This window comes from Streptomyces djakartensis, from assembly GCF_014651075.1.
Taxonomy (GTDB): domain Bacteria; phylum Actinomycetota; class Actinomycetes; order Streptomycetales; family Streptomycetaceae; genus Streptomyces; species Streptomyces djakartensis.
Genome location: NZ_BMWE01000002.1, coordinates 181,805 through 203,779, shown reverse-complemented (window position 1 = coordinate 203,779; position 21,975 = coordinate 181,805). Strand labels below are relative to the sequence as shown.

21 protein-coding genes are annotated in these 21,975 nt (G+C 74.3%); 10 read left to right on the top strand and 11 right to left on the bottom strand.

The annotated features are described in order from the left end of the window. Positions 1 to 138 precede the first annotated feature (138 nt). A complete protein-coding gene (locus tag IE212_RS04385) occupies positions 139 to 1,659 on the bottom strand; it encodes an alpha/beta hydrolase (protein WP_190196338.1) in 1,521 nt (506 codons plus the stop codon). A 122-nt stretch (positions 1,660 to 1,781) separates the two neighbouring features. On the opposite strand from IE212_RS04385, the gene IE212_RS04380 reads away from it, so the two are divergent. After that, entirely contained in the window at positions 1,782 to 2,726 is a 945-nt protein-coding gene (locus tag IE212_RS04380) for a helix-turn-helix domain-containing protein (protein ID WP_190196612.1), read from the top strand. Positions 2,727 to 3,401: 675 nt separating this feature from the next. Further along, complete coding sequence (locus IE212_RS04375) at positions 3,402 to 4,745, top strand: DEAD/DEAH box helicase (RefSeq protein WP_229864074.1); 1,344 nt, start codon at positions 3,402 to 3,404, stop codon at positions 4,743 to 4,745. A 72-nt stretch (positions 4,746 to 4,817) separates the two neighbouring features. Here the strand turns inward: IE212_RS04375 and IE212_RS04370 are convergent, their stop codons facing one another. Beyond that, positions 4,818 to 5,183: an STAS domain-containing protein gene (locus tag IE212_RS04370; protein ID WP_190196336.1), complete on the bottom strand. Its 366-nt coding sequence runs from the start codon at positions 5,181 to 5,183 to the stop codon at positions 4,818 to 4,820. 172 nt (positions 5,184 to 5,355) lie between these two features. Here IE212_RS04370 and IE212_RS04365 point away from each other — a divergent pair, with 172 nt between their 5' ends. Next, positions 5,356 to 5,826: an ATP-binding protein gene (locus IE212_RS04365; protein WP_190196335.1), complete on the top strand. Its 471-nt coding sequence runs from the start codon at positions 5,356 to 5,358 to the stop codon at positions 5,824 to 5,826. 93 nt (positions 5,827 to 5,919) lie between these two features. Here the strand turns inward: IE212_RS04365 and IE212_RS04360 are convergent, their stop codons facing one another. Genes IE212_RS04360 through IE212_RS04345 form a run of 4 tightly spaced genes read right to left on the bottom strand, consistent with a single transcriptional unit; the run spans position 5,920 to position 9,192 of the window. Next, positions 5,920 to 7,029: a CapA family protein gene (locus tag IE212_RS04360; RefSeq protein ID WP_190196334.1), complete on the bottom strand. Its 1,110-nt coding sequence runs from the start codon at positions 7,027 to 7,029 to the stop codon at positions 5,920 to 5,922. A gap of 39 nt (positions 7,030 to 7,068) precedes the next feature. Then, positions 7,069 to 7,524 (bottom strand): archease, encoded by a 456-nt coding sequence (locus IE212_RS04355; protein WP_190196333.1) that lies wholly within the window; start codon positions 7,522 to 7,524, stop codon positions 7,069 to 7,071. A gap of 58 nt (positions 7,525 to 7,582) precedes the next feature. Then, positions 7,583 to 8,185, bottom strand: coding sequence for a DJ-1/PfpI family protein (locus IE212_RS04350; RefSeq protein WP_190196332.1), 603 nt, complete (start codon positions 8,183 to 8,185; stop codon positions 7,583 to 7,585). Further along, positions 8,182 to 9,192 carry a GlxA family transcriptional regulator gene (locus IE212_RS04345; RefSeq protein ID WP_190196331.1) on the bottom strand — a complete coding sequence of 337 codons (1,011 nt, stop codon included), beginning with the start codon at positions 9,190 to 9,192 and terminating at the stop codon, positions 8,182 to 8,184. Before IE212_RS04345 ends, IE212_RS04350 begins: the two co-directional genes overlap by 4 nt. Before the next feature lie 117 nt (positions 9,193 to 9,309). On the opposite strand from IE212_RS04345, the gene IE212_RS04340 reads away from it, so the two are divergent. Together IE212_RS04340 and IE212_RS04335 are read left to right on the top strand one after the other, a co-directional pair. Further along, positions 9,310 to 9,966 (top strand): dienelactone hydrolase family protein, encoded by a 657-nt coding sequence (locus IE212_RS04340; protein ID WP_190196330.1) that lies wholly within the window; start codon positions 9,310 to 9,312, stop codon positions 9,964 to 9,966. Between the two features lie 162 nt (positions 9,967 to 10,128). Next, positions 10,129 to 10,773 carry a phosphoribosyltransferase gene (locus IE212_RS04335; protein WP_190196329.1) on the top strand — a complete coding sequence of 215 codons (645 nt, stop codon included), beginning with the start codon at positions 10,129 to 10,131 and terminating at the stop codon, positions 10,771 to 10,773. Positions 10,774 to 10,819: 46 nt separating this feature from the next. Here the strand turns inward: IE212_RS04335 and IE212_RS04330 are convergent, their stop codons facing one another. The 4 genes from IE212_RS04330 to IE212_RS04315 form a co-directional block, all read right to left on the bottom strand. After that, on the bottom strand, positions 10,820 to 12,010 hold the full coding sequence (locus IE212_RS04330; protein WP_190196328.1) for a CaiB/BaiF CoA transferase family protein: 1,191 nt from the start codon (positions 12,008 to 12,010) through the stop codon (positions 10,820 to 10,822). Between the two features lie 120 nt (positions 12,011 to 12,130). After that, complete coding sequence (locus IE212_RS35725; protein ID WP_190196327.1) at positions 12,131 to 13,501, bottom strand: helix-turn-helix domain-containing protein; 1,371 nt, start codon at positions 13,499 to 13,501, stop codon at positions 12,131 to 12,133. A gap of 78 nt (positions 13,502 to 13,579) precedes the next feature. After that, positions 13,580 to 14,554 carry an alpha/beta hydrolase gene (locus IE212_RS04320; protein WP_190196326.1) on the bottom strand — a complete coding sequence of 325 codons (975 nt, stop codon included), beginning with the start codon at positions 14,552 to 14,554 and terminating at the stop codon, positions 13,580 to 13,582. Between the two features lie 328 nt (positions 14,555 to 14,882). Beyond that, positions 14,883 to 15,095, bottom strand: a complete 213-nt coding sequence (locus IE212_RS04315; RefSeq protein WP_190196325.1) for a hypothetical protein — start codon at positions 15,093 to 15,095, stop codon at positions 14,883 to 14,885. Between the two features lie 117 nt (positions 15,096 to 15,212). Between IE212_RS04315 and IE212_RS04310 the strand changes: the two genes are divergently transcribed. Next, positions 15,213 to 16,118 (top strand): LysR family transcriptional regulator, encoded by a 906-nt coding sequence (locus tag IE212_RS04310; protein WP_190196324.1) that lies wholly within the window; start codon positions 15,213 to 15,215, stop codon positions 16,116 to 16,118. Between the two features lie 201 nt (positions 16,119 to 16,319). Here the strand turns inward: IE212_RS04310 and IE212_RS04305 are convergent, their stop codons facing one another. Beyond that, positions 16,320 to 16,898 carry a TetR/AcrR family transcriptional regulator gene (locus tag IE212_RS04305; protein ID WP_190196323.1) on the bottom strand — a complete coding sequence of 193 codons (579 nt, stop codon included), beginning with the start codon at positions 16,896 to 16,898 and terminating at the stop codon, positions 16,320 to 16,322. A 238-nt stretch (positions 16,899 to 17,136) separates the two neighbouring features. Between IE212_RS04305 and IE212_RS04300 the strand changes: the two genes are divergently transcribed. From IE212_RS04300 to IE212_RS04285, 4 genes are read left to right on the top strand one after another with little or no spacing between them, the layout of a single operon-like run. Further along, positions 17,137 to 17,679: a (2Fe-2S)-binding protein gene (locus IE212_RS04300; RefSeq protein WP_190196322.1), complete on the top strand. Its 543-nt coding sequence runs from the start codon at positions 17,137 to 17,139 to the stop codon at positions 17,677 to 17,679. Next, a complete protein-coding gene (locus IE212_RS04295; protein ID WP_190196321.1) occupies positions 17,676 to 18,668 on the top strand; it encodes an FAD binding domain-containing protein in 993 nt (330 codons plus the stop codon). The genes IE212_RS04300 and IE212_RS04295 overlap by 4 nt, the downstream gene beginning before the upstream one ends. Next, on the top strand, positions 18,665 to 20,779 hold the full coding sequence (locus IE212_RS04290) for a xanthine dehydrogenase family protein molybdopterin-binding subunit (protein ID WP_190196320.1): 2,115 nt from the start codon (positions 18,665 to 18,667) through the stop codon (positions 20,777 to 20,779). The genes IE212_RS04295 and IE212_RS04290 overlap by 4 nt, the downstream gene beginning before the upstream one ends. After that, positions 20,772 to 21,908 carry an XdhC family protein gene (locus IE212_RS04285; protein WP_190196319.1) on the top strand — a complete coding sequence of 379 codons (1,137 nt, stop codon included), beginning with the start codon at positions 20,772 to 20,774 and terminating at the stop codon, positions 21,906 to 21,908. Before IE212_RS04290 ends, IE212_RS04285 begins: the two co-directional genes overlap by 8 nt. Positions 21,909 to 21,975 lie beyond the last annotated feature (67 nt).

The following is a 21,975-nucleotide window of genomic DNA, read 5'->3' as shown; positions in this document are numbered from 1 at the left end:
ATGGCGCCCGCCCCCTGAACGAGGTGGGGCCAGCGCCACCATGGTTCCGGGGGCGGGCCGCAGCCCGGGCCGCCGACCGCCTTCCGTTCGGAGACCAGACGCACAGAGGTGTCCGTGACAGCTCGCGGCCGATGGCGGTCAGGCGGTCAGGTGGGTGACCACCGAGCGCATCGCATGGCGCAGGGCCGGACGCGTCTCCTCCGGCGCGTTGAGGGTTTCGAACCCGTGGTGGCCGCCTGGGACATCGACCAGTTCGAGTCGCGCCGCGCAGTCGCCGGCCGCGGTCACGAACGCCTCGACCGTCGCGGCGATCTCGGGTGCCTCCCGCCCGACGCGCAGGAGGACGACGGGCAAGGACCCCGCCTGACCGACCGCCCTGGCGGGATGGAAGCGGCTGCCGGCCATCCCCCAGGCGGGAAGCGGGGCCAGCACGGGGTAGGAGGCGGCCAGGCAGCGCAGCCAGGCGGGGGGCTTTGCCAGCCAGTCCGTGGTGAGCAGGCCGCTGCCGGAGAAGAACCACAGGGCGATCCGGTCGGCGTCCACCCGGGCGTCGGCCCGCACCAGCTCCACCCCGGCGGCTATGTCGGCGGCGGCGCGCTCGTAGTCCGCGATGTCGTGGAGGCGGTGGTCGAGGGTCGCGCCGACCATGCCCTCCGCGGCGGCCAAGCGGGCGTATCCCATCAGGGTCGGCCAGTCACGCGGGCGCGGCCGCGCTCCCGCGGGCACCGGTCCGCCGTGCACGAACACCACGGCCGGTCGCGTGCCCTCGCCGCCGGGGACGTACAGATCGACATGACCCTGGCGGTCGCGGGGCGACTCGGGGACGTCCAACGGGAACGGACGCAGATGTGCGGGCGCCGGCGCATCGCCGGCCGGCCGCAGGCGTTGCCCCTCACCGGCCGCTGCCCGCAGCAGGACGTCCGCCAGCTCGGCGGGGCAGGACAGCATCGGCCAGTGCCCGGTCGGGAGCTCGAAGAAAGTGACCTGAGGCCGGGTCAGGACAGCGAGGGCGGGGTCGCCGAAGTCGACGAGCCTCTGCACTTGGCCGATACCGGCGCCGTTCCTGGTGCACAGCACGCCGGTGACGGGAACCGCGGCCACCGCTCCGGTCAGACGCAGCGGCTGAAGCAGGGTGCCCAGCGGCTGCGGCGCTGCCAGGGCGGTCAACCGCTCCAGGGCCGCCTCGCCGACGCCGGCGGTACTGCCCCAGCGCTCCCACTCGCCATGGGCCGGTGGCTCCAGCACGCCCTCGCGCTCGCCTGCCTCGGCGCGTTCGGCCAGCCGCGCACGCAGCACCTGGTCCGGTACGGCGGCCAGCGCCGGAACACCGTTCTGCGGCATCCCCGAGTCCAGGTACACGACGCGTGCGACGCGCTCCGCCCGCCGGTCAGCGGCGCCGAGCACAGGATGGATCCCGTAGTCGTGACCGACGAGCACGATCTCCCGCCCCGATGTCACCTCCACCGCGTCGATCGCCGCGATCACGTCCTCGATGTGCGTCTCCAGCCCGACGTGCGCCGGCGCGGCGGGCCGGGCCGGGTCGATGCCCGTCAGCGGCACCGCGTGCGCCGCGTTGCCCGCCGCGACCAGCCGCGCGGCCGTCTCCTGCCAGACATGGGCCCCGGTGAACACGCCCGCCACCATGATGAACACCTGCACAAAGGCCTCCCCGGACTCGTCACATGACGCCGCGCCGGCCGCGTACGCCACCGTCCGCGGGCCGAGGCGTCTGCCTTGCCCGCGCAGCGGTACCGTAGAAACTCCCCTTAAGGGAGGTTCAACTGTCGACCTCGAACGAGCTGTTGTGGAGCATCGGGGAGCTCGCCGAGCGCGCCGGTGCCACCGTGAAGACCGTCCGCTTCTACTCCGACCGGGGCCTGCTCCCCGAAGCCGCCCGCAGCAGTGGCGGACACCGCCGGTACGGCCCGCAGGCGTTGGAACGACTTCGGCTGATCCGCTCCCTGCGCACCCTTGACCTGCCCCTGCCCGAGATAAGCCGCATCCTCGAGGACGAAGACGCGGCCGGCCCCGCACTGGAGAACGCCGTCGACAGCCGTCTGCGTGAGCTCGGCAGTGAGCTGAGGGCCCTGCGCTGGCGGGAAGCGGCACTCCAATCGGTGCGGGACTGCCCGCCGGCTCAGCGCGCCGGTCGGCTGAGGCTGCTCGCCGCACTGGACACCCCGCCGAGCACCGCACCACTGGCCAGGTTCTGGCGCAATTGGCTGCCACCGAGGATGCCGCGCCCGGCGACCGCGGCATTCCTCGAAGCGGCCGTCCCCCAGCCGCCCGACGAACCGCACCCCTCCCAGGTGCTCGCCTTCGCCCGGCTGCACGCGATGACGACTGCTCCCTGCCCGGACGGTCGGCAGCCCCAACCGGAGGTGCACCGAGTGGCCGGGGCTCGCGGCGCCGCCCTGCTGTACGCGGGCCTCGCCGAAGCATTCGAACTCGCGGCCTCACACCTGCGCCGGACACACGACCCGCATCCGGGCGAGGCCCTGGACGCCTACGTCGCGGCATACGCGAGCGCCTACGGAAGCCGGGACACCCACGAGTTCCGTCGCGTGCTGGCCGCCCGTCTCACGGCCGAGCCGCGCCTGCACCAGTACTGGGAACTCGCTGCCGTCGTCCTGACTCCGCCGGGCAGCCGCCCGCAGCCGACCCCGGGCTCCGCGGACGACTGGCTGCGCGCGGCACTGAGCTTGCACAACGCCGAAGCAGCCTGAGTCACGTTCCCCCCTGAGGCACCCGGCGGGGCCCGAAGCGTTCAGAAAGGCCCGATGGTGGAACTGATCACAAGTGGGTGGCACGTGATTCCGGGAAGCCTTTCGGAAGTGGGCTCGGGGGAGAGTCGGTGACGGCGAGTGGGTGAGCAGGGCGGCCGCGACTGGGTGTGCATGACTCCGGACGACTTCGACCGGGAAGCGCCGCCACGCCCGGAGGCGGACGGACGGATCCCGGCCGAGCTGGACGAGTGCGGTACGCCTCCTCTCTTCGGTGACGAACCTGCTCCGGCAAGGACTGGGCGGCCGAGCGATACCGAACGAGGCTGCCAGGGACGGCTGTTCTGACCCCGGGCGGTGCTCGGGGCGCACGGGAGCCGCTCCGCCACTGCCGGGGTCCGCGCGGCGCATCGTCACCGGCGCCCACGACGGGATCAGATCAGATTTCGCACACGCCACGCCGCGATACCGTGCGGTGCGCCGTGCTAGCGTTCGCTGTTTGCAGCGTCGCTGTGGCGGTACTCCGCTCGGAGTTCCTGACCGGTGACCGCGTCCCTGCCGCGCCTTCCTCGGGACGGCTTCTTCGGAGGAAGGCTTTCTGTGAGCGAATCAGCACGTGGCGATGCCCGGCGGCAGGACCGTCTGTCCGAGGTGTCCGGCGCCGCTTCGACGGTGCCCATGGTGACGTCCTTCGCGCGGTTGGGGTTGCCGGCCAAGCTTCTGCGGGCACTCGACGAGCACGGTGTGACGGTGCCCTTTCCCATCCAGGCGGCGGCGCTGCCGGACGCGCTCGCGGGACGGGACGTCCTGGGCCGGGGCCGTACCGGGTCGGGCAAGACGCTCGCCTTCGGCCTGGGCATGCTCGCCCGGACGGCCGGGCAGCGCGCCCAGTCCAACGAGCCACTGGCGCTCTGCCTGGTGCCCACCAGGGAGCTGGCGCAGCAGGTCGGCGAGGCGCTCACCCCGTACGCCGAGGCGCTGCGGCTGCGGCTCGCGACCGTGGTGGGCGGAGTGTCCATCGGACGGCAGACCGCCATGCTGCGGGACGGCGCCGAGATCCTCATCGCCACCCCCGGCCGGCTGCACGACCTCATCGAGCGCAAGGACTGCCGGCTGGGACGGGTGCGCATCACGGTCCTGGACGAGGCCGACCAGATGTGTGACATGGGGTTCCTGCCGCAGGTCACCGAGATCTTGGACCAGGTGCGTTCCGACGGGCAGCGAATGCTGTTCTCCGCGACCCTGGACCATGACGTCGACCAGCTGGTGCGGCGCTACCTGCGCGACCCCGCCGTCCACTCCGTGGACCCCTCGTCCAGCGCGGTTTCCGCGATCGAGCACCACCTCTTCGTCGTGCACGGCCCGGACCGGTACGCCGTGACCACGGAGATCGCCGCCCGGGACGGCCGGGTCCTGCTGTTCCTGGACACCAAGCACGGCGTCGACCAGCTCACGCGGCATCTGCGGGCCAGCGGCGTGGCCGCCGCCGCCCTGCACAGCGGGAAGTCCCAGCCGCAGCGCACCCGGACCCTGGCCCAGTTCAAGAACGGGCAGGTCACCTCGCTGGTGGCGACGAACGTCGCCGCACGCGGCCTGCACGTCGACGACCTCGACCTCGTGGTCAACGTCGACCCGGCCACCGATCCGAAGGACTATCTGCACCGGGCGGGCCGCACGGCCCGGGCCGGCCGCTCCGGCACCGTCGTGACCCTCGTCCTGCCGGGACAGCGCCGCGAGACGAGCCAGGTCATGGCGGACGCCGACGTCGCTCCCAAGGTCACCAAGGTGCGGTCCGGCGAGGCTGAGCTGAGCCGTATCACCGGCGCCAAGGTTCCCTCCGGAGTTCCTCTCGACGGCGGGTCGGCCGTGCCGCGCCCCAAGAACCACAACGCCCCGTTCCGCGGCCTGGGCAGCGCCAAGGACGGGAAGGGCGGCTCCGGCAGCAGGTCGTCCCGCAAGAGCGGCGAGGCCCGCCGGCTCGCGGAGGCCCGCAAGGCGGCCAGGGTGCGGCGCGGCGGCTGAACCCGGCCTGCCGAACGGCCGGCCCTGTACGTGCACCGGCCCCAGCCGCGACTCCCCGGCGCCTCGCAGCGGTCAGGCGGTCAGAGCCTGCTCGGTGGTGGGGTGGCAGGGGATGAGCGCATCGACGCCCACCAGCTGCAGGACCCGCAGAACAGACTGCTGAGCACCGGCGATGCGCACCCACCCGTCAGCGTCGCTCACCCGCTGATAGGCGGCGACGAAGACGTTGATGCCGCTGGAGTCCATGAAGGTCACATCGCTGAGGTCGGCCACTATCCGCGGTGGCACCGGCCCGTCTTCGACCTGCAGAGCCTGGCGGAGCACGTCCTGCACGTCGTGGTCGATCTCGCCCCGCAGGGTCGCGACACAGACGCCGTCGACCGCGCGGTGTTCGACGGACAGCCGCTCTGGCCGGCGCGCTGGTTCGATGTGGGCCACGGTCTCCTCGACTGCTGTCCGGGCTCGTCCCCGGTTCAGGGCGTGCGGGGATGATTCTGCCCCACTGATCCGGCCGGAAGCCTCCCCGAGGCCGATTCGAAAATCATCGGTGCGGCATGCACGGCGGCAAAGGGGGTAGTGGCGCGCTAGACGGGGGAGTGAGGGCGGACCGGTGGATTCTGATGCCGATGGTGACGGCTGTACTGCACAGGTGGAAGATCTGGTGCGTGTCGGCTTCGCCCTGGGCGGCGATGACGGTTGCATCGCGGACGCCCGCCAACACGCCGCCGCCTTCCTCGACCAGGCGGCCGACGACTACGGCGTGCTGGTGCCCGTGCGAGCGAAGGAGCTCACCCAGCTGGTGGTCAGCGAGCTGGTCACCAACGCCTGCAAGTACGCGCCGGGCCCGGTCCTGGTGGAGTTGGGCCTGACCGCCGGTGCGGTGGAAGTGGTCGTGTGGGACAGCGATCCCAGGGTCCCCGCGGCCTGGGCCGCGGATCCGGGCAGGATCGGCCGGCACGGCCTGGAGATCGTCAAAGCGGTGACGGAGGGCCTGTCCGTCGAGTCGGAGGCGGTGGGCAAGCGCATCGCGGCCCGCGTCACCCTGCCCGGCGCATCCGGCGGCACCCGGCTCGGAGGCTGACGCGGGGACGGCTGAAGCCGCTCGGTCCCTGCTGTGCGCGGCCCACATCCGCAGCCGGTCACAGCCACTGCTCCGGCGCGCGGCCCGTCCGGTTCACCGTCCGGCCGACAACACCAGCGAACCGTCGGCCGCCAGACCCACCCCCACCCCGCCGCTGATCCGGTCGAGCGTCGTTCGCAGCCACACGCGGTCCGCCCGGGGCGCCGGCTCCAGGCGCAGTCGTCGCGCGCGCAGCGGCACCATGCGCAGCCCCACCAGCCGGCCGCTGCCGGCGTCCAGGGACACGAAGTACGCCAGCCGCAGGTCGTCGCGGTACTCCTCGTAACCGGGGATGCCCTCGTAGTCGTCGATGAAGTCGCCGCAGCCGTACAGGATCAGCCGGTCCCGGTACACCTCCAGCGGCCGGGGATGGTGCGAGGAGTGCCCGTGGACGACGTCGACACCCCCGTCCACCAGCGCGTGCGCGAAGCGGACCTGCTCCCTGGGCACGTGGAACCCCCAGTTCGAGCCCCAGTGCACGGACACGACGGTCGGATCACCGGCCCGGCCGGCCCGCCGGACGTGCCGCACCACCGCATCGGCCACGGCTCGCGAGAGCTCCGGCAGGTACGCCACACCGGGCAGCTCCGCCGTCGCCGCCCACCCGGACGGGATGCCGCTGGAGCGCGCCCCGAGGGCGAGCACCAGCAGCCGGCGGCCACCGGGGAGGGGGACGGTCGCGGGTGTGAAGGCCTCGTCGGCGTTCCGGCCCGCGCCCGCGGTCCGCAGGCCCGCCCGCCCCAGCACGTCCAGCGTCTCCAGCAGACCGGCCCGGCCGAAGTCCAGGACGTGGTTGTTGGCGACGACGGTCACATCCGGCCGCGCCACCGCCAGGGCGGGCAGATTGGCCGGGTGCATCCGGTAGTGGATCTCCTTGTCGGGGGCGAACGTGTCGCCGCACGTCACCGACGTCTCCAGATTCACGATCCGCGCGTCCGGCGCGGCGGCCTCCAGTACCCGCAGCGCCGTCCCCCACGGCCAGGACGGACCGGCGGGCGCCGGCACCGGCCCGTGCACCGACTCCGCCAGCCGGACGTAGGACCGGGCGTCCTCGATGTACGCCTCCCGCAGCACCGGATCACCGGGATGCGCCAGGATCTGGTCGACACCGCGCCCGAGCATCACGTCACCGCACAGGAACAGCGTCACGACGCCGCCGCCCACACCTCCACGGTAGAACGGCCGCGTGGCCCCGCCGGAACCTCAGGCGTCGACCCGCACGGCGCACGACCACCCGTACGGATCCGGCCCGATGCGCAGCTCGTCCCACGCCACCGCCGTCGGGACCGCCCCGGTGACCGCCACGTCCGCCAGCCCGGCCGTCGCCAGCCGGACGTCCAGCCCGCCGTCGGCCTCGTCCGCCTCCACGTCCACGGGCACCTGCCCGTACACCCGCAGCCGGAAGATGACCTCGTCCAGCAGCGTGGCCAGCAGGTCGTCGTCGCTGGCCTCGTCCAGCCGGATCCGGTCCACGGCGGTGGGCCGGACCCCGGAGAGGTCGGCGAAGCACTCCACCATCCCCAGCACGGCCTCCGCCAGACAGTGCTCCCGGCACGCCGCCCACGCCTCGATCCGGATGTCGTCCGGGCGCGGCACCGCGCGGTGCCCCCAATCGCCCGGCTGCCGTCCCTGCCCGCCGTCGCTCGTGTCACCGCCCATGAGACATCGACTGCCCGACGTACGCGCACCCATGCGGCGCCGGTGCTCGCCTACGGGGTCACATCGGCTCGTCCGCGAGGTACGGCGGCGCCGGGTCGTACTGGATCTGACGGCGCACGGCCCGCGCGTGGTCACGGCCGTGCAGCCGCCCGACGAGCCACAGCGCGCTGTCGACACCGGCCGAGACGCCCTGGCTGGTGACCAGGTCGCCGTCCACCACGTAGCGCACGTCCCGGACGACCGTCACGTCGCCGCGCGCCTGAAGGGTGTCCTCATGGCTCCAATGCGTGGCCACCCGGCGCCCGCGCGCCGGACCCGCCGCGTGCAGCAGAAACGCCCCGGTGCACACGCCGTGCACCCACGCGGCCTCCTTCGCCGTGCGGGCGATCCAGTCGGTGATCACTCGGTTGTGCGGCTGGACCTCGCGCGCGCCCCGTCCGCCGGGTACATGCAGCACGTCCAGGGGCGGATGGTCGTCCAGGGTGTGGTCGGGCAGGACGCGCAGGCCCTTGTTGCAGCGCACGGGCCCGGCGTGTTCGGCGACGAGCACGGCCGTGTCGGCACCCCCGCGGAGCCGGGCGGAGACGTTGAAGACCTCCCAGGGCCCCACGAAGTCGAGCTCCTCGGCATCCTCGAAGACCAGCAGGCCGTACGTCGTCATGCGGGCTCACCTTCCAGTGGGAGAGCAGTCGGCTGAGACTGGGGAGCACCGGCGGGGCCGGCGGTGGAGCGGAATCTGGCGCGGTAGTCCGACGGGGCGACGCCGAGCCGGCGGTGGAACGTGCGGCGCAGCGTCTCGGCGGTGGCGAAGCCGCAGCGGCGGGCGATGGCGTCCACCGGTTCGTCGCCCTCGGCGAGGGCGCGCTGGGCCGCCTCGACGCGCACCCGCTCGACGTACGCGGTCGGCGGCACGCCCAGCTCGGCGGTGAAACGCCGCTGGAGGTGGCGCGGGCTCAGGCCGGCATGCGCGGCGAGGCCCGCGATGTCGTGCCGGTTGCCCGGGGCGGCGTGGATCGCGGTGACGGCGGCCCGCACCGGGTCCGTCGCCGGCTGCCGCGACCACAGCGCCACGCTGAACTGCGACTGGCCCCCCGGGCGGCGCAGGAAGAGCACCAGCCGGCGGGCCACCGCGTGTGCGACGTCCCGGCCCAGGTCGTCCTCCACCAGGGCGAGCGCCAGATCCATACCGGCCGTCACCCCGGCCGACGTCCACACCCGCCCGTCCCGGACGAAGATCGGGTCGCGGTCCACCCGTACATCGGGGTACTCCCGGGCCAGCTGCTCCTCGCGGGCCCAGTGCGTGGTGACCCGCCGCCCGTCCAGCAGCCCCGCGGCCGCCAGCAGGAAAGCGCCGCTGCACACCGAAGCGACACGCCGCGCTCCGGCCGCCGCGGCGGTGATCCACGCCATCAGCGCCTCGTCCTCGCGGGCCCGGTCGACACCTCGGCCGCCGACCACCACGAGGGTGTCGACACCGGCCGGGTCGAGGTCCGTCACGCCGTGCGCGACATGCACGAGCAGCCCGCTGGCCGATGCGACCGGCCCCGCCCGGGACGCCACCACCACGCAGGCGTAGTCGCCCGCGCTGTGGAACACCTCGTGGGGACCCGTGAGGTCGAGCGGCTGGAAGCCGTCGAAGACGACGAAGGCGATACGGCGTGATGTCACCCCCTCACGCTCCTGCGCGACGCGGCACGGCGTCAACGACACGCATCCCACGGATCGCGCCATGGGACGCCCACCGCATCGTGGGTACCACGGGAACCGGGGGAGAGGAGGCCTGCGATGAACTCCCAGACGGTCACCCTGCCCGCCGGCGACGCGGCGCTCACCGGCGATCTGACCGTGCCGCCCGCCGCCCGCGCGGTCGTGCTGTTCGCGCACGGCAGCGGCAGCTCCCGGCACAGTCCCCGCAACCGCGAGGTCGCCGCCGGTCTGCGTACCGCCGGACTCGGCACCCTGCTGATCGACCTGCTCACCGAGGAGGAGGAACGGCTCGACGTGGTCACCGCCGAACTCCGCTTCGACATCCCGCTGCTGGGCCGCCGGCTGGTGGCCGCCGTCGACTGGCTGGCCGAGTCGCCCGCCACCCGCCGGCTGCCCGTCGTCCTGTTCGGCGCCAGCACCGGCGCGGGCGCGGCCCTTGTCGCGGCCGCCGAGCGTCCGGGCCGGGTGTCGGCGGTCGTCTCGCGGGGCGGCCGGCCCGACCTGGCGGGTGACGCCCTGGAGGCCGTCCGGGCTCCGGTGCTGCTGATCGTCGGCGGCCGCGACCAGCAGGTGCTGCGGCTCAACCAGGAGGCGGCCCGGCGGCTGCGCGTCCCGCACACCCTCCACGTGGTGCCCGGCGCCACCCACCTGTTCGAGGAGCCGGGCGCGCTCGGCCAGGTCACCGAGGCGGCCCGCCAGTGGTGCCACGAGCAGCTGAGGACCGCGGCGGGCTGAACGGCGGCCGGTGCCGTCCGGGGAAGCTGTCCGTGGGCACCCGCTTCGGCGCGGTCACGAGCCACGCACGTCCGCGCGGCGCGCATCGTCCGGTGGGCAGCGGGTACGCGGGTGCCGGACCGGCCGAGGGCCCTCTCCGTGTGGGAAACAGAGGTGACCGTCATGCGGTTCCGTGATCGCCGCCAGGCCGGCGGGGAACTGGCCGACATCCTGCGCACCCGGCAGCACGAGGGGGCTCTGCCCCGTCCTCTCGTCCTCGCTCTGCCGCGCGGCGGGGTCGCGGTGGCGCGCGAGGTCGCCCGGGCCCTCGACGCCCCGCTGGACGTGGTCGTCGTACGGAAGATCGGGGCGCCCTTCCAGGAGGAGCTCGGCGTCGGTGCGATGGCCGGGGACGAGGTGCCGCTCCTCGACCAGGACGCCCTGCGGCACCTGGGGCTCAGCGAGGCCGCCCTGGCCCCCGTCATCGAACGGGAGCGTGCGGAACTGCGCCGCCGTGAGCGGCTCTACCGGCAGGGCCGCCCCGCCCCCGACCTGAGCGGACACACCGTGATCGTGGTCGACGACGGCCTGGCGACCGGTTCCACCGCCCGGGCCGCGCTGCGGTTCGTACGCCGCCAGGAGCCCGAACGGGTGGTGCTGGCCGTGCCGGTGGGATCCCCGGAGGCCGCCGAGTCGCTGCGGGCCGAGGCCGACGAGGTGATCTGCCTGCACCGGCCGGCCGCCTTCATGGCCGTGGGCCTGTGGTACGAGAACTTCGACCAGCTGACGGACCGGGACGTCCTCGAGGCCCTCCGCGTGCGGCTCTGACCCCTCGCACGGGAGCAGGCGGGGCGGCGGGCCGGAGCCCGCCCGCTCAGACGACGCCGTCCGCGCGCAGGGCCGCCACCTGTTCCTCGGTGCGGCCCAGCTCGCCGAGGATCGCCTCGGTGTGCTCGCCCACCGCCGGCACCGGGTCCATGCGCGCGGCCAGCCCCGCGAGATCGGCCGGGGGAAGGAGGGCCTCGACCGTGGCACCGGGCACCGCGACCTCGGTCCAGCGGCCGCGGGCGGCCAGCACCGGGTGGTCCAGGAAGGCGGGGACGTCGTTGACCCCGGCGCAGGCGATGCCGAGGGCCTCCAGGTCCTCGAGGATCTCGTCGGACGCGGAGCGGGCGAAGCGTGCCGAGACGATGGTGTTGAGCTCCTCGCGGTGGGCGACGCGGTCGGAGGCGGTGGCGAAACGCGGATCGTCGACGAGCTCGGGCCGGCCGAGGAACCCGGTGCACAGGGCCGCCCACTCGCGCTCGTTCTGGATGGAGAACAGCACTTCTCTGCCATCGGCGGCCGGGTACGTCCCGTACGGCGCGATGGTGGCGTGCTGCGTGCCGATGCGCGGGGGCTGGCTGCCGCCGTGCCGCGTGTAGTAGGCGGGCTGGCCCATCCACTCCGCGAGCGCCTCGAACAGGGACACCTCCACCGGGTGGGCCTCGCCGGTGACGGCGCGCGTGTACAGGGCCGTGAGGACGCCGCTGTAGGCGTACATCCCGGCGGCGATGTCGGCGACGGAGATCCCGGTCCGGGCGGTCCCCTCCGGGGTCCCCGTCAGGGACACCAGCCCGGTCTGGCACTGCACGAGCAGGTCGTACGCCTTGCGGTCGGCCCACGGGCCGGTGGTGCCGTACCCGGATATCGTGCACGGGATCAGGCCGGGGCGGCGGGCGGTGAGGGTGGCGACGTCCAGGCCGAGCCGGTCGGCGGCGCCCGGGGCGAGGTTCTGAACGAACACGTCGGCACCGTCGAGGAGTTCGTGGAGGATGTCGCGTCCCCGCGGGTCCTTGAGGTCCAGCGTGAGGGACTCCTTGGAGCGGTTGAGCCACACGAAATAGCTGGAGTGGCCGTGCACGGTCGTGTCGTAACGCCGGGCGAAGTCGCCGCCGCCCGGCCGCTCCACCTTGATCACGCGAGCACCGAGGTCGGCGAGCTGCCGGGTGGCGTAGGGCGCGGCCACCGCCTGCTCCAGGCTGACCACCGTGACCCCGGACAGGGGATACCGCTGCACGCTCATGCCTCAAGCTCCTGAACCTCGTACCGACCGGCCCGGCCAGTGTCTCCCAGGGGAAGGGCGCAGGCATGGGACCTCGGGCGCGATCCGGATCACGCCGCGCGGGAGCCGGATCGCACGGGGCTATGGCCGGGCGAGGCGCCGCATGGCCAGTGCGAGTTGCAGCCGCAGCCGGCCCTGCGGGGTGCGCACCGGCCAGCCGAGCAGGTGCTCGGCGTGGGCCAGCCGGTCCTGCAGCGTGGAGTGGTGGACGTTGATCTGCGCTGCGGCCGCCCGCAGGCTCGCAGTGGACGCGACGGCGTGCAGCGTCACCGGCAGCCAGGGTGCGGTCGCCGCGGCGGTCTCCAGGGCACGGACGTCGGGCGGCGGTTCGGCGCCCGGGGCGACCAGACCGGCGAGGAGGGCGATACCGCCCAGCTCGTCGGCGTACACGACGCGCGGCCCGGGGTCCTGCGCGGTGCCCTCGGCGGTGAAACGCAGTGCGGTACGGGCGGCGGCCCACGACCCGGGCAGCTCGAGCACGGGGACGGCGGGTCCGACCCCGAGCCGGCCGGCCGGACCGGCCTCCACCCCGTCGGGTACGACCCGTGGCCGGTCGTTCAGCGGGGCGAGGGCACGGACCGGGGCCGCCGGGTCCAGGCCGAGGCGGCGGGCGGCGTGCAGCCGGGCGGGTTCCGGGGCACTGGCGTCGAGAAGGGTCTCCACCAGCGCCGGGTCGTCGGCCGGGGCCCGGCCCCGGGTGCGGTCGAGCACGACCCTCACGGCACCGGCGGCCCGTTCGAGAATCACGGCATCGACGACGCTGGCCGCGCCCCCGGTGCCGTACCGTGCGCTGCCGGCGTCGGCTGTGCCCACCGCGCCCGCTGCACCGGTCGCGCTGCCTGCGCCGGTCGCGCTGGCTGTGCTGGCTGTGCTGGCTGTGCCGGTCGTGCTGGCTGTGCCGGTCGTGCTGGCTGTGCTGGCTGTGCCGACCGTGCCGGTCGCGCCGACTGTGCCGGTCGCGCTGGCTGTGCCGACCGCCGTCGCGGTGCCGAACCTCGTATCGGGCACCGCCCCGGTGCCGTCCCAGGTCTCCGGGTGGGGAGCCGGCCTGGCCTGGCCGGCGTCGTCCGGGTCGGGAGCCGGCCTGGCCTGGCCGGCGTCGTCCGGGCGGGACTCTGTCCGGGTGTGGTCCGGCCCGACCACCCCGGGCGCCGCTGCGGCCCGCTCCAGCCACAGGGTCGCCGCACCGCCCGGGGCCAGCCGCGCGGACGGCCACGCGGGATCCGGTGGCGTCTCGGTGTCCCGGCGGGTGCCGTCGGCCTCCACGCGGACGTGCACGCGCCGCTCGGGGTCGACCAGCCGGGCTGGGCAGCCCGCCAGTACGGCGGCACCGCGGACAAGCGCCTCCACACCGGCCCTGGACTCGGCCAGACGGTCGAAGTAGGCGATGACCCGGACCGCCGCACCGGCGTCCGGATCGAGCGCGGTCAGGCGCCCGGCCAGCTCTTTCATAGGCCCATGGTGCGGCATGCGGCCGTGCCGCGGCAGCCGGCCGCAGGGCTCGCGGACACGCGGACGCACCTGGTGCCGTCACATCCCGAGCAGCCTCCGCAGCCAGTCCACATGCGCCGCCCGCGCCGACTGGGAGAGCGCCGCCTGGGGGGCGAAGCCGTCGAATCCGTGGAAGCCGCCGGGCCAGACGTGCAGTTCGGCCACGCCACCGGCCTGCCAGATGCGCGACGCGTAGGCGACGACCTCGTCGCGGAAGGTCTCGGCGGAGCCGACGTCGAGGAAGGCGGGCGGCAGCCCGGACAGGTCCTCGGCCCGGGCCGGCGCCGCGTACGCCGGTACGTCGGGCCCGCCGCGCCGCGCGCCCAGCAGGGCGGTCCAGCCGGTCTCGTTGGCGGTGCGGTCCCACACCCCGAGCCCTGCCATCTGGTACGCCGACGGCGTGTCGTTGCGGTCGTCGAGCATCGGGCACAACAAGACCTGGCCGACCGGCTGCGGCCCCTTGCGGTCCCGGGTCAGCAACGCCAGAGCCGCGCACAGCCCACCGCCGGCGCTGGCCCCCGCGATGACGATCCGCTCCGGGTCGGCCCCGAGCTCGGCGGCGTGGTCGGCCGTCCACAGCAGCCCGGCGTACACGTCCTCGATCGGCGCGGGATGCGGATGCTCCGGTGCCAGCCGGTACTCCACCGACACCACCACCGCGTCCAGCGCCCCGGCCCAGGCCAGCGGGCCGTCGACGCCGACCCGGTTGTTGCCGATGACCATGCCACCGCCGTGCACGTGGTAGATGACGGGCCGTGCCCCGGCGGTCCCCGGAGCGGTCGGCCGGCAGATCAGCAGCGAGATGTCGGGCTCGCCCTCCGGACCGGGCACCTGCCGGTCCTCCACCTCGAACGCCCCGCCCATGGTCAGGTCCAGATCGGCCAGCATCTCGATGCCCGGGCCCCGGCGAGCGTCGGCGATCTCGTCCAGCGCGAGACCGGGACTGATCATGTCCTTGATCAGCTCGAGGGCAGCGGCGAGTTCCGGGTCGAACGGGGGCGGAACATGTGTCATGACGTCTCCTCGGGCGAGGTCGCGGCGGCTCGTGCGGACAGGATCGGGCCGGCCGGGCCGGGCCCGGGCGCCGCCGTACGGCGGAACCTCCCCGCCGTACGGCGGGTGGCGCTCCGTGCTGCGTCTGCCGGCCGAGCCTCTGCCCACCGTGGAGCCGGCCCGGCGGCTGGGGGTGCCCCCGAGCGCCCGTGTCCCCGCATGTGCGCGTCCCGCACGCGACGGGCCTGGTGAGCCGCGCCCGCGACGGCCGCCGCGTCCGGCGCGGCCCGCTGGGGAGCGACTGGCGCGGCACGGCGGCGGCTGAACGACGCTCAGTGGCCGCCGTACCCTACCGGGCCGGAGCGTAACTGGGGGCCGGCACGCTCCGGGAGACGATGCGAGTGCCGCAGCCGTCGACGACCCGGACCTGGAGGGAGCCGCAGCCGCAGCGCGTCCATTCCGTGCGGCCCGTCGCGGTGGTGTGCCGGGACAGCACCTGGAACGGCTCACCTCCGTCCGGCCAGCCGCAGTGCGGGCAGACGATGCCGGTGGTGCTGCTCATGTCTGTGACTCCTCGTACCTCGTGGCTGGTTGACCGTCGCGACACAGCCAGGGTGCGTCGAAGCGTCTGTGCACGTCCAGGTTGACTTTGCGGACTCGACTGTGAAGTCTCGCCTTCATGATTGACCTGCGCCGGCTGCACGTCCTCAGGGCCGTCTCCCACTACGGCACGGTCACGGCGGCGGCCCGGGCCCTGCACTTCACCCCGTCCGCCGCCTCCCAGCAGATCCGGCAGCTCGCCCGCGACCTGGGCGTGGACCTGCTGGAGCCGCAGGGGCGGGGGGTGCGCCTCACGCCCGCCGCCGAAAGCCTGCTCGCGCACGCCGACGCCATCCAGGCCCAGTGGGAACAGGCCGAGATCGACCTCCGGGCCGACCGCGGGGCGCCGTCCGGGGTGCTGCGCGTGACGGGTTTCCCGGTGGCCGTCTCGGTGCTGCTGGCCCCCCTGGCGTCCCGGCTGGCGGAGCGGCACCCCCGGCTGTCCGTGCGGATCACCGAGGCGGGTGTGCCGGAGAGCTTCGACCTCCTCTTCGAGGGCGAGGCCGATCTGGCGGTCGTCGAGTCGACCCCGCACAGCCCGCCGATGAGCGACAAGCGGTTCGACCAGCAGCCGTTGCTCGACGACCCGTTCGACCTGGTCGTTCCCGACGCGCATCCACTGGCGGGGCGGGACCGGGTCGACCTCGCCGAGGCTGCCTGCGAGCCGTGGATCGCGCCGGTGGAGCAGAGCCCCTGCCGCCGGCACGTCCTGTCGGCCTGCGGCGCGGCGGGCTTCACGCCCGACGTCGTCCACCACGCCCGCGACTGGGACGTCACCGCCCACCTGGTCGCCCACCGGCTCGGCGTCGCCCTCATCCCCCGCCTGGCGCATCTGACCCCGGACCTCCCGATCACCCGGATCCGTTGCGCCGGCAACCCCCACCGCAAACTCCTCACCTGCACCCGAGGCGCCGGTCATGCCCGCCCGGCCGTGGCGGCGGCCCTCCACGAGCTACGAGAACTGGCCCTCACGGCCGTCGCCTGACCCCCGTCGCCGTGCGCACCGGCACCGCGGCCCCCGCCCCGGTCGCACACCGTCCGGCCACCCGTGTCCGGCTGCCTCCGCGTGACGGCTTTCCTGCCCGGTGGTGTGTGCCCCGCCATCGGGCAGCCCGTCAGGGCGGCCCTGCGCGCCGCTCACCGCGCTCACGGTCCGGCGCTCAGAACCGGCCACCGCGGGAGGCGCTCAGTGCCCGGGCGCCCCCACCCGCAGCGCGTCCATGACGAGGTCCAGGAGCCGGGTGGCGCGGGGTTGCCAGTCGCTGTGGGGGTCGATCGTCCACAGGCCGCCGATGGCGAGGAAGAAGTCCTCCGCGGTGATGCCCGGGCGGATGGTGCCGGAGGACTCGGCGGCGCGGAGCAGGAGTTCTGCCGCCGCGGTCACCGGGGCGTGACCCGGCTTCGCCGGCTTCCCGGGTGCGCTGGTGGCCTGACGGAGCGCGTCGGCCAGCCCCGCCTTGGTCATGGCGAAGCGCGCGAGACGGTCCATCCACTCGCGCAGCGCCCGGTCCGGTTCCCGGCTCTCCAGCAGCGGTGCCGCGGTGTCGGCGACCTGCTGCATCTCGTGGCGGTAGATCTCCAGGACGAGTGCCTCCCGGCTGGGGAAGTGCCGGTAGAACGTCCCCTGCCCGACACCCGCCTTCTTGGCGATCGCGCTGAGCGGGGCGTCCGCCGAGCGCGTCAGCTCGGCCAGAGCCACCTCCAGGATGCGTTCGCGGTTGCGTTGCGCGTCCGAGCGCAAAGGGGCGTCCCCGTTCTGCGGCACTCGTCCTCCTCGCGGTCCCTGGCCGAAACCCGGCCCTTGTTAAGCGGACAGTTGTCCGTTACGTTTCCGGGTAACGGACAACTGTCCGCTTGTTCCATCGTATCGGCGGGCCGCCCGCGCGGACAGCCCGCGACGGCCGTGTGCACGGCGGACCCGCCCCTCATCCCGCACCTTGCGAACCCGCACCGGCCCCACGGGCCATGCCACCTGATCTTGTGACGTGAGAAAGAAGGCTTCCATGCCCCCATCGGCGTCCAGCGACCTCACCCTGTCCGTCAACGGCGAGAAGTACACGCTGACCGTCGACCACCGCACGACCCTGCTCGACGCCCTCCGCGAGCGCCTCGACCTGACCGGCACGAAGAAGGGCTGCGACCAGGGCCAGTGCGGTGCCTGCACGGTCCTGGTCGACGGCCGCCGGTCCGTGTCCTGCCTCCAGCTCGCGGTGGCCGCCGAAGGGCGTGAGATCACCACCATCGAGGGCGTGGCCGAAGGGGAGCGGTTGCATCCGGTGCAGCAGGCCTTCCTCGACCTGGACGGTTTCCAGTGCGGTTACTGCACGCCGGGACAGATCTGCTCGGCCATCGCGGTGATCGAGGAACACGCGGCCGGCTGGCCCAGCGCCGCCACCGGGGACGTCCGGCCCGAGGCCGGACCGCCGCCGCTCACCCCGGAGGAGATACGGGAGCGCATGAGCGGCAACCTGTGCCGCTGCGGTGCGTACGTGTCGATCGTCCAGGCCGTGGCCCGGGCGGCCGAGCAGAAGGGTGCGGCGGCATGAGGGAGTTCGGATACCAGCGCGCCCTCGACGTCTCCGGCGCGCTGGCGTTGCTCGACGCCGACCCGGAGGCCCGCTTCCTGGGCGGCGGCACCAACCTGGTGGACCTGATGAAGACCGGCGTCGAGCGGCCCGCCCGGCTGGTCGACATCCGGGAACTGCCCCTGAACCGGATCGAGCCGGCCGAGGACGGCGGACTGCGCATCGGGGCGACGGTCACCAACAGCGACCTCGCCGCCCATCCCGAAGTCCGGCGCCGCTATCCGGCGTTGGCGCAGGCGGTCCTCGCCGGTGCGTCCGGTCAGCTGCGCAACATGGCCACCGTCGGCGGAAACCTGCTCCAGCGCACCCGCTGCGGCTACTTCGCCGACGTCACCTCCCCCTGCAACAAGCGCACCCCCGGCAGCGGCTGCCCCGCGGTCGAGGGCGAGCACCACAACCACGCCATCCTGGGCGCCTCCGGACACTGCGTCGCCACCCACCCGTCCGACATGGGCGTGGCGCTGACCGCCTTCGACGCGCGCGTGTCGTACGAGACGGCGGACGGGCCGGGCGAGGTGCCGCTGGCCGACTTCTACCTGCCGGTGGGGGAGACCCCGCACCTGGAGACGGCCCTGCCGCCGGGCGCGCTGATCACCGGCGTCACCCTGCCGCCCGTCCCGGCCGCGGCCGGCTCCCGCTACCGAAAGGTGCGCGAGCGCGCCTCGTACGCCTTCGCCATCGGCTCCGTCGCCGCCGCGCTCGACGTCCAGGACGGCGTGGTGCGCGACGTACGCCTGGCCTTCGGAGCGGTCGCCTCACGCCCCTGGCGTGCCCGAACGGCGGAGGACGTCCTGACCGGGGCCCCGGCCGACGCCGGGACCTTCGCCGCCGCCGCGGACGCCGAGCTGGCGGGAGCGAGGCCCCTGCCCCACAACGGATACAAGGTCACACTGATGCGCAACCTCGCCGTGGCCGTGCTGAGCGAACTCGCCGAGGAGGCCGCCCGATGACCACCGCCACCCGAGATTCCGTCGGTACCGCGCACACCCGCGTCGAGGGCCGCGACAAGGTCACCGGCGCGGCCCGCTACGCCGCGGAGGTCCCCTTCGCCGAGCTCGCCCACGGGTGGCTGGTGCTGTCCACCGTCGCCCGCGGGCGAGTCAGGTCCGTCGAGACCGAGGCCGTGCTCGCGATGCCCGGCGTCCTCGCCGTGCTGCACCACCACAACGCCCCGCGCGTCGACACGGACTACGTCGGCCTGCTGGGCGTCCCTCCGGACCTGACCGTGGCCCTCTTCCAGCATGACCGGGTGGCCCACCGGGGCTGGCCGGTGGCGCTGGTCGTGGCCGAGACGTCCGAGCAGGCCAGGGAGGCCGCCGAGTCCCTCGTGGTGCACTACGAGGAGGAGCCGCACGACGTCGCGTTCTGCGCGGAGCGGCAGACGGAGGCGTACACGCGCGACAGCCATGCCCCGGCCGTGGTGCGCAAGGGCGACCTGGAGGCGCAGCTCGCCGCGTCCGCCGTCGTGGTGGACGCGGAGTACACCACGCCCGAGGAGCACCACAACCCGATGGAGCCGCACGCGGCGACGGCCCGGTGGGAGGGCGGCCGGCTGGAGGTCGTCGACTCCAACCAGGGCACCACCTGGGTCGCCGGTGAACTCGCCAGCCTGTTCTCCCTCGACCCGGCCTCCGTGCGGGTGCGGTCCGAGCACGTCGGCGGCGGCTTCGGCAGCAAGGGCGTCCGCGCGCACCAGGTGGCCGCCGTGATGGCCGCGACCGTCCTGCAGCGCCCGGTCAGGGTCGTCATGACCCGCCGCCAGATGTTCTCGCTCGCCGGCTACCGCAGCCCCACGGCCCAGCGGGTCAGGCTCGGCGCCGACGCGGACGGGCGGCTGCGCGCCCTGGAGCACCAGTCCCTGAACCAGACCTCGACGGTGTACGAGTTCGTCGAGCCGGGAGCGGCGGCGAGCCGGGCGATGTACGCGGCCGACGCCCATCACACGGTCAACCGGCTGGTACGGCTCGACGTACCGAGCCCGACGTGGATGCGGGCCCCGGGTGAGGCGCCCGGATCCTTCGCGCTGGAGTCGGCGCTCGACGAGCTCGCCGAGCGGTGCGGCATCGACCCGATCGAGCTCCGCGTACGCAACGAGCCGGCGGCGGGCCCCGTGTCGGGGCTGCCCTTCAGCAGCCGCAATCTGGTCGCCTGCTTCGAGGAAGGCGCCCGCCGGTTCGGCTGGTCCGGGCGGGACCCGCGCCCGGGGGCGCGCCGGGAGGGGCGCTGGCTGATCGGCACCGGCACGGCCGCCGCCTCCTTCCCGGCGGGAGTCATGCCCTCGACAGCGGCCGTCACCGCGGAGGCGGACGGCACCTTCACGGTGCGGATCAACGCCGCGGACATCGGCACCGGTGCCCGCACCGCGCTCACCCTGGTCGCCGCCGACGCCCTCGGGGTGCCGACGGACCGCGTCCGGGTCCGTATCGGGGACAGCGACTTCGGTCCCGCCATGATCGCGGGCGGCTCGATGGGCACCCGCTCCTGGGCCTGGGCGGTCACGGCCGCCGCCGGGGAGCTGCGCCAGAGCCTCGCGCCGGGCGCCGAGATCCCGCCGGAGGGCATCACCGTACGGTCGGACACGGCCGAGGCCGTCGGCGCCCTCGCCCAGAAGGAGCGGCACTCCTTCGGGGCTCAGTTCGCCGAGGTGGCCGTGGACCCGGCGACCGGCGAGGTCAGGGTGCGCCGCATGCTGGGCATCTTCGCGGCCGGCCGGATCGTCAACCCGCTCACGGCCCGCAACCAGCTCGTCGGCGGCATGATCTGGGGCATCTCCATGGCCCTGCACGAGGAAGCCGTCCGCGACCGGGCCTCCGGCGGTCTCTACGGCGCCGACCTCGCGGGCTACCACGTCGCCGCACACGCCGACATCCCCCACATCGAGGCCGACTGGGTCGACGACCCCGACCCGGACGACCCGGTGGGCATCAAGGGCATAGGTGAGGTCGGCATGGTGGGCGCCGCGGCGGCGGTCGCCAACGCGGTGTGGCACGCGACCGGCGTCCGCCACCGGAACCTGCCGATCCGGCCCGACCGGGTGCTGATGGCGGGCGGCGATGCTTGACCTGTCCGGGCAGCTGAGCGAGTGGATCGAGGAGGGCCGGGAGTTCGCCGTCGCCACGGTCGTCGCCGTCGGCGGCAGCGCCCCGCGCCCTCCAGGGGCCGCCCTTGCCGTCGCCGCGGACGGCACGGCGATCGGCTCGGTCTCCGGCGGCTGCGTGGAAGGCGCCGTCTACGATCTGTGCGTCCAGGCCCTCCAGGACGGCGAGACGCTCGTCGAACGGTTCGGCTACAGCGACGAGGACGCCTTCGCGGTCGGACTGACCTGCGGTGGAACCATCGACGTCATGGTGACCCCGTTCGATGCCCGCCGGGGAGCCGAACCGGCCGCCCTGCGGGCCGCCGCCCGAAGCGAGCCGGTGGCCCTCGCCCGGGTGGCCCGGGGCCCGGCCGGCCTCCTCGGCCGGGCGGTGCTGGTGCGGCCCGACGGCACCCACCAGGGCAGCCTCGGCGGCCACCGGGGCCTGGACCGCACGGCGATCGCCGAGGCCCGTGCCCTGCTGCGGGCCGGCCGCACCGGCACGGTCGACCTCTCCGAGGACGGCTCCCACTGCCCGGGCGGTCTCACGCTGCTCGTCGAGTCGGCCGTCCCACCGCCCCGCATGATCGTCTTCGGTGCGATCGACTTCGCCGCCGCCCTCGTCGGGGCGGGCAAGTTCCTCGGCTACCACGTGACCGTGTGCGACGCCCGCCCCGTCTTCGCCACCCGGGCCCGCTTCCCCGACGCCGACGACATCGTCGTCGACTGGCCCCACCGTTACCTGCGGGGGACGAAGACCGACCGGCGCACGGTGCTGTGCGTGCTCACCCATGACGCCAAGTTCGACGTGCCCCTGCTGGCCGAGGCCCTGCGGCTGCCGGTCGCCTACGTCGGCGCCATGGGCTCGCGCCGCACCCACGAGGACCGGAACCGGCGGTTGCGGGAAGCCGGCGTGAGCGAGCGCGAACTGGCCCGGCTGAAGTCCCCGATCGGCCTGGACCTGGGTGCGCGCACGCCCGAGGAGACCGCCGTGTCCATCGCGGCGGAGATCATCGCGGCGGGAAACGGCGGGACGGGACGTCCGCTCACCGGCTCGGGCACACCGATCCACCGAGCCGTGCGGGAGAGCGGGCACCTGCCCCGAGCGGTCTGAGCCGCGCCCCCGCCGACGGCACGCCGCAGGGGCCGCAGTCCTCTCGGGCCGCGGCCCCCGCGCGGGT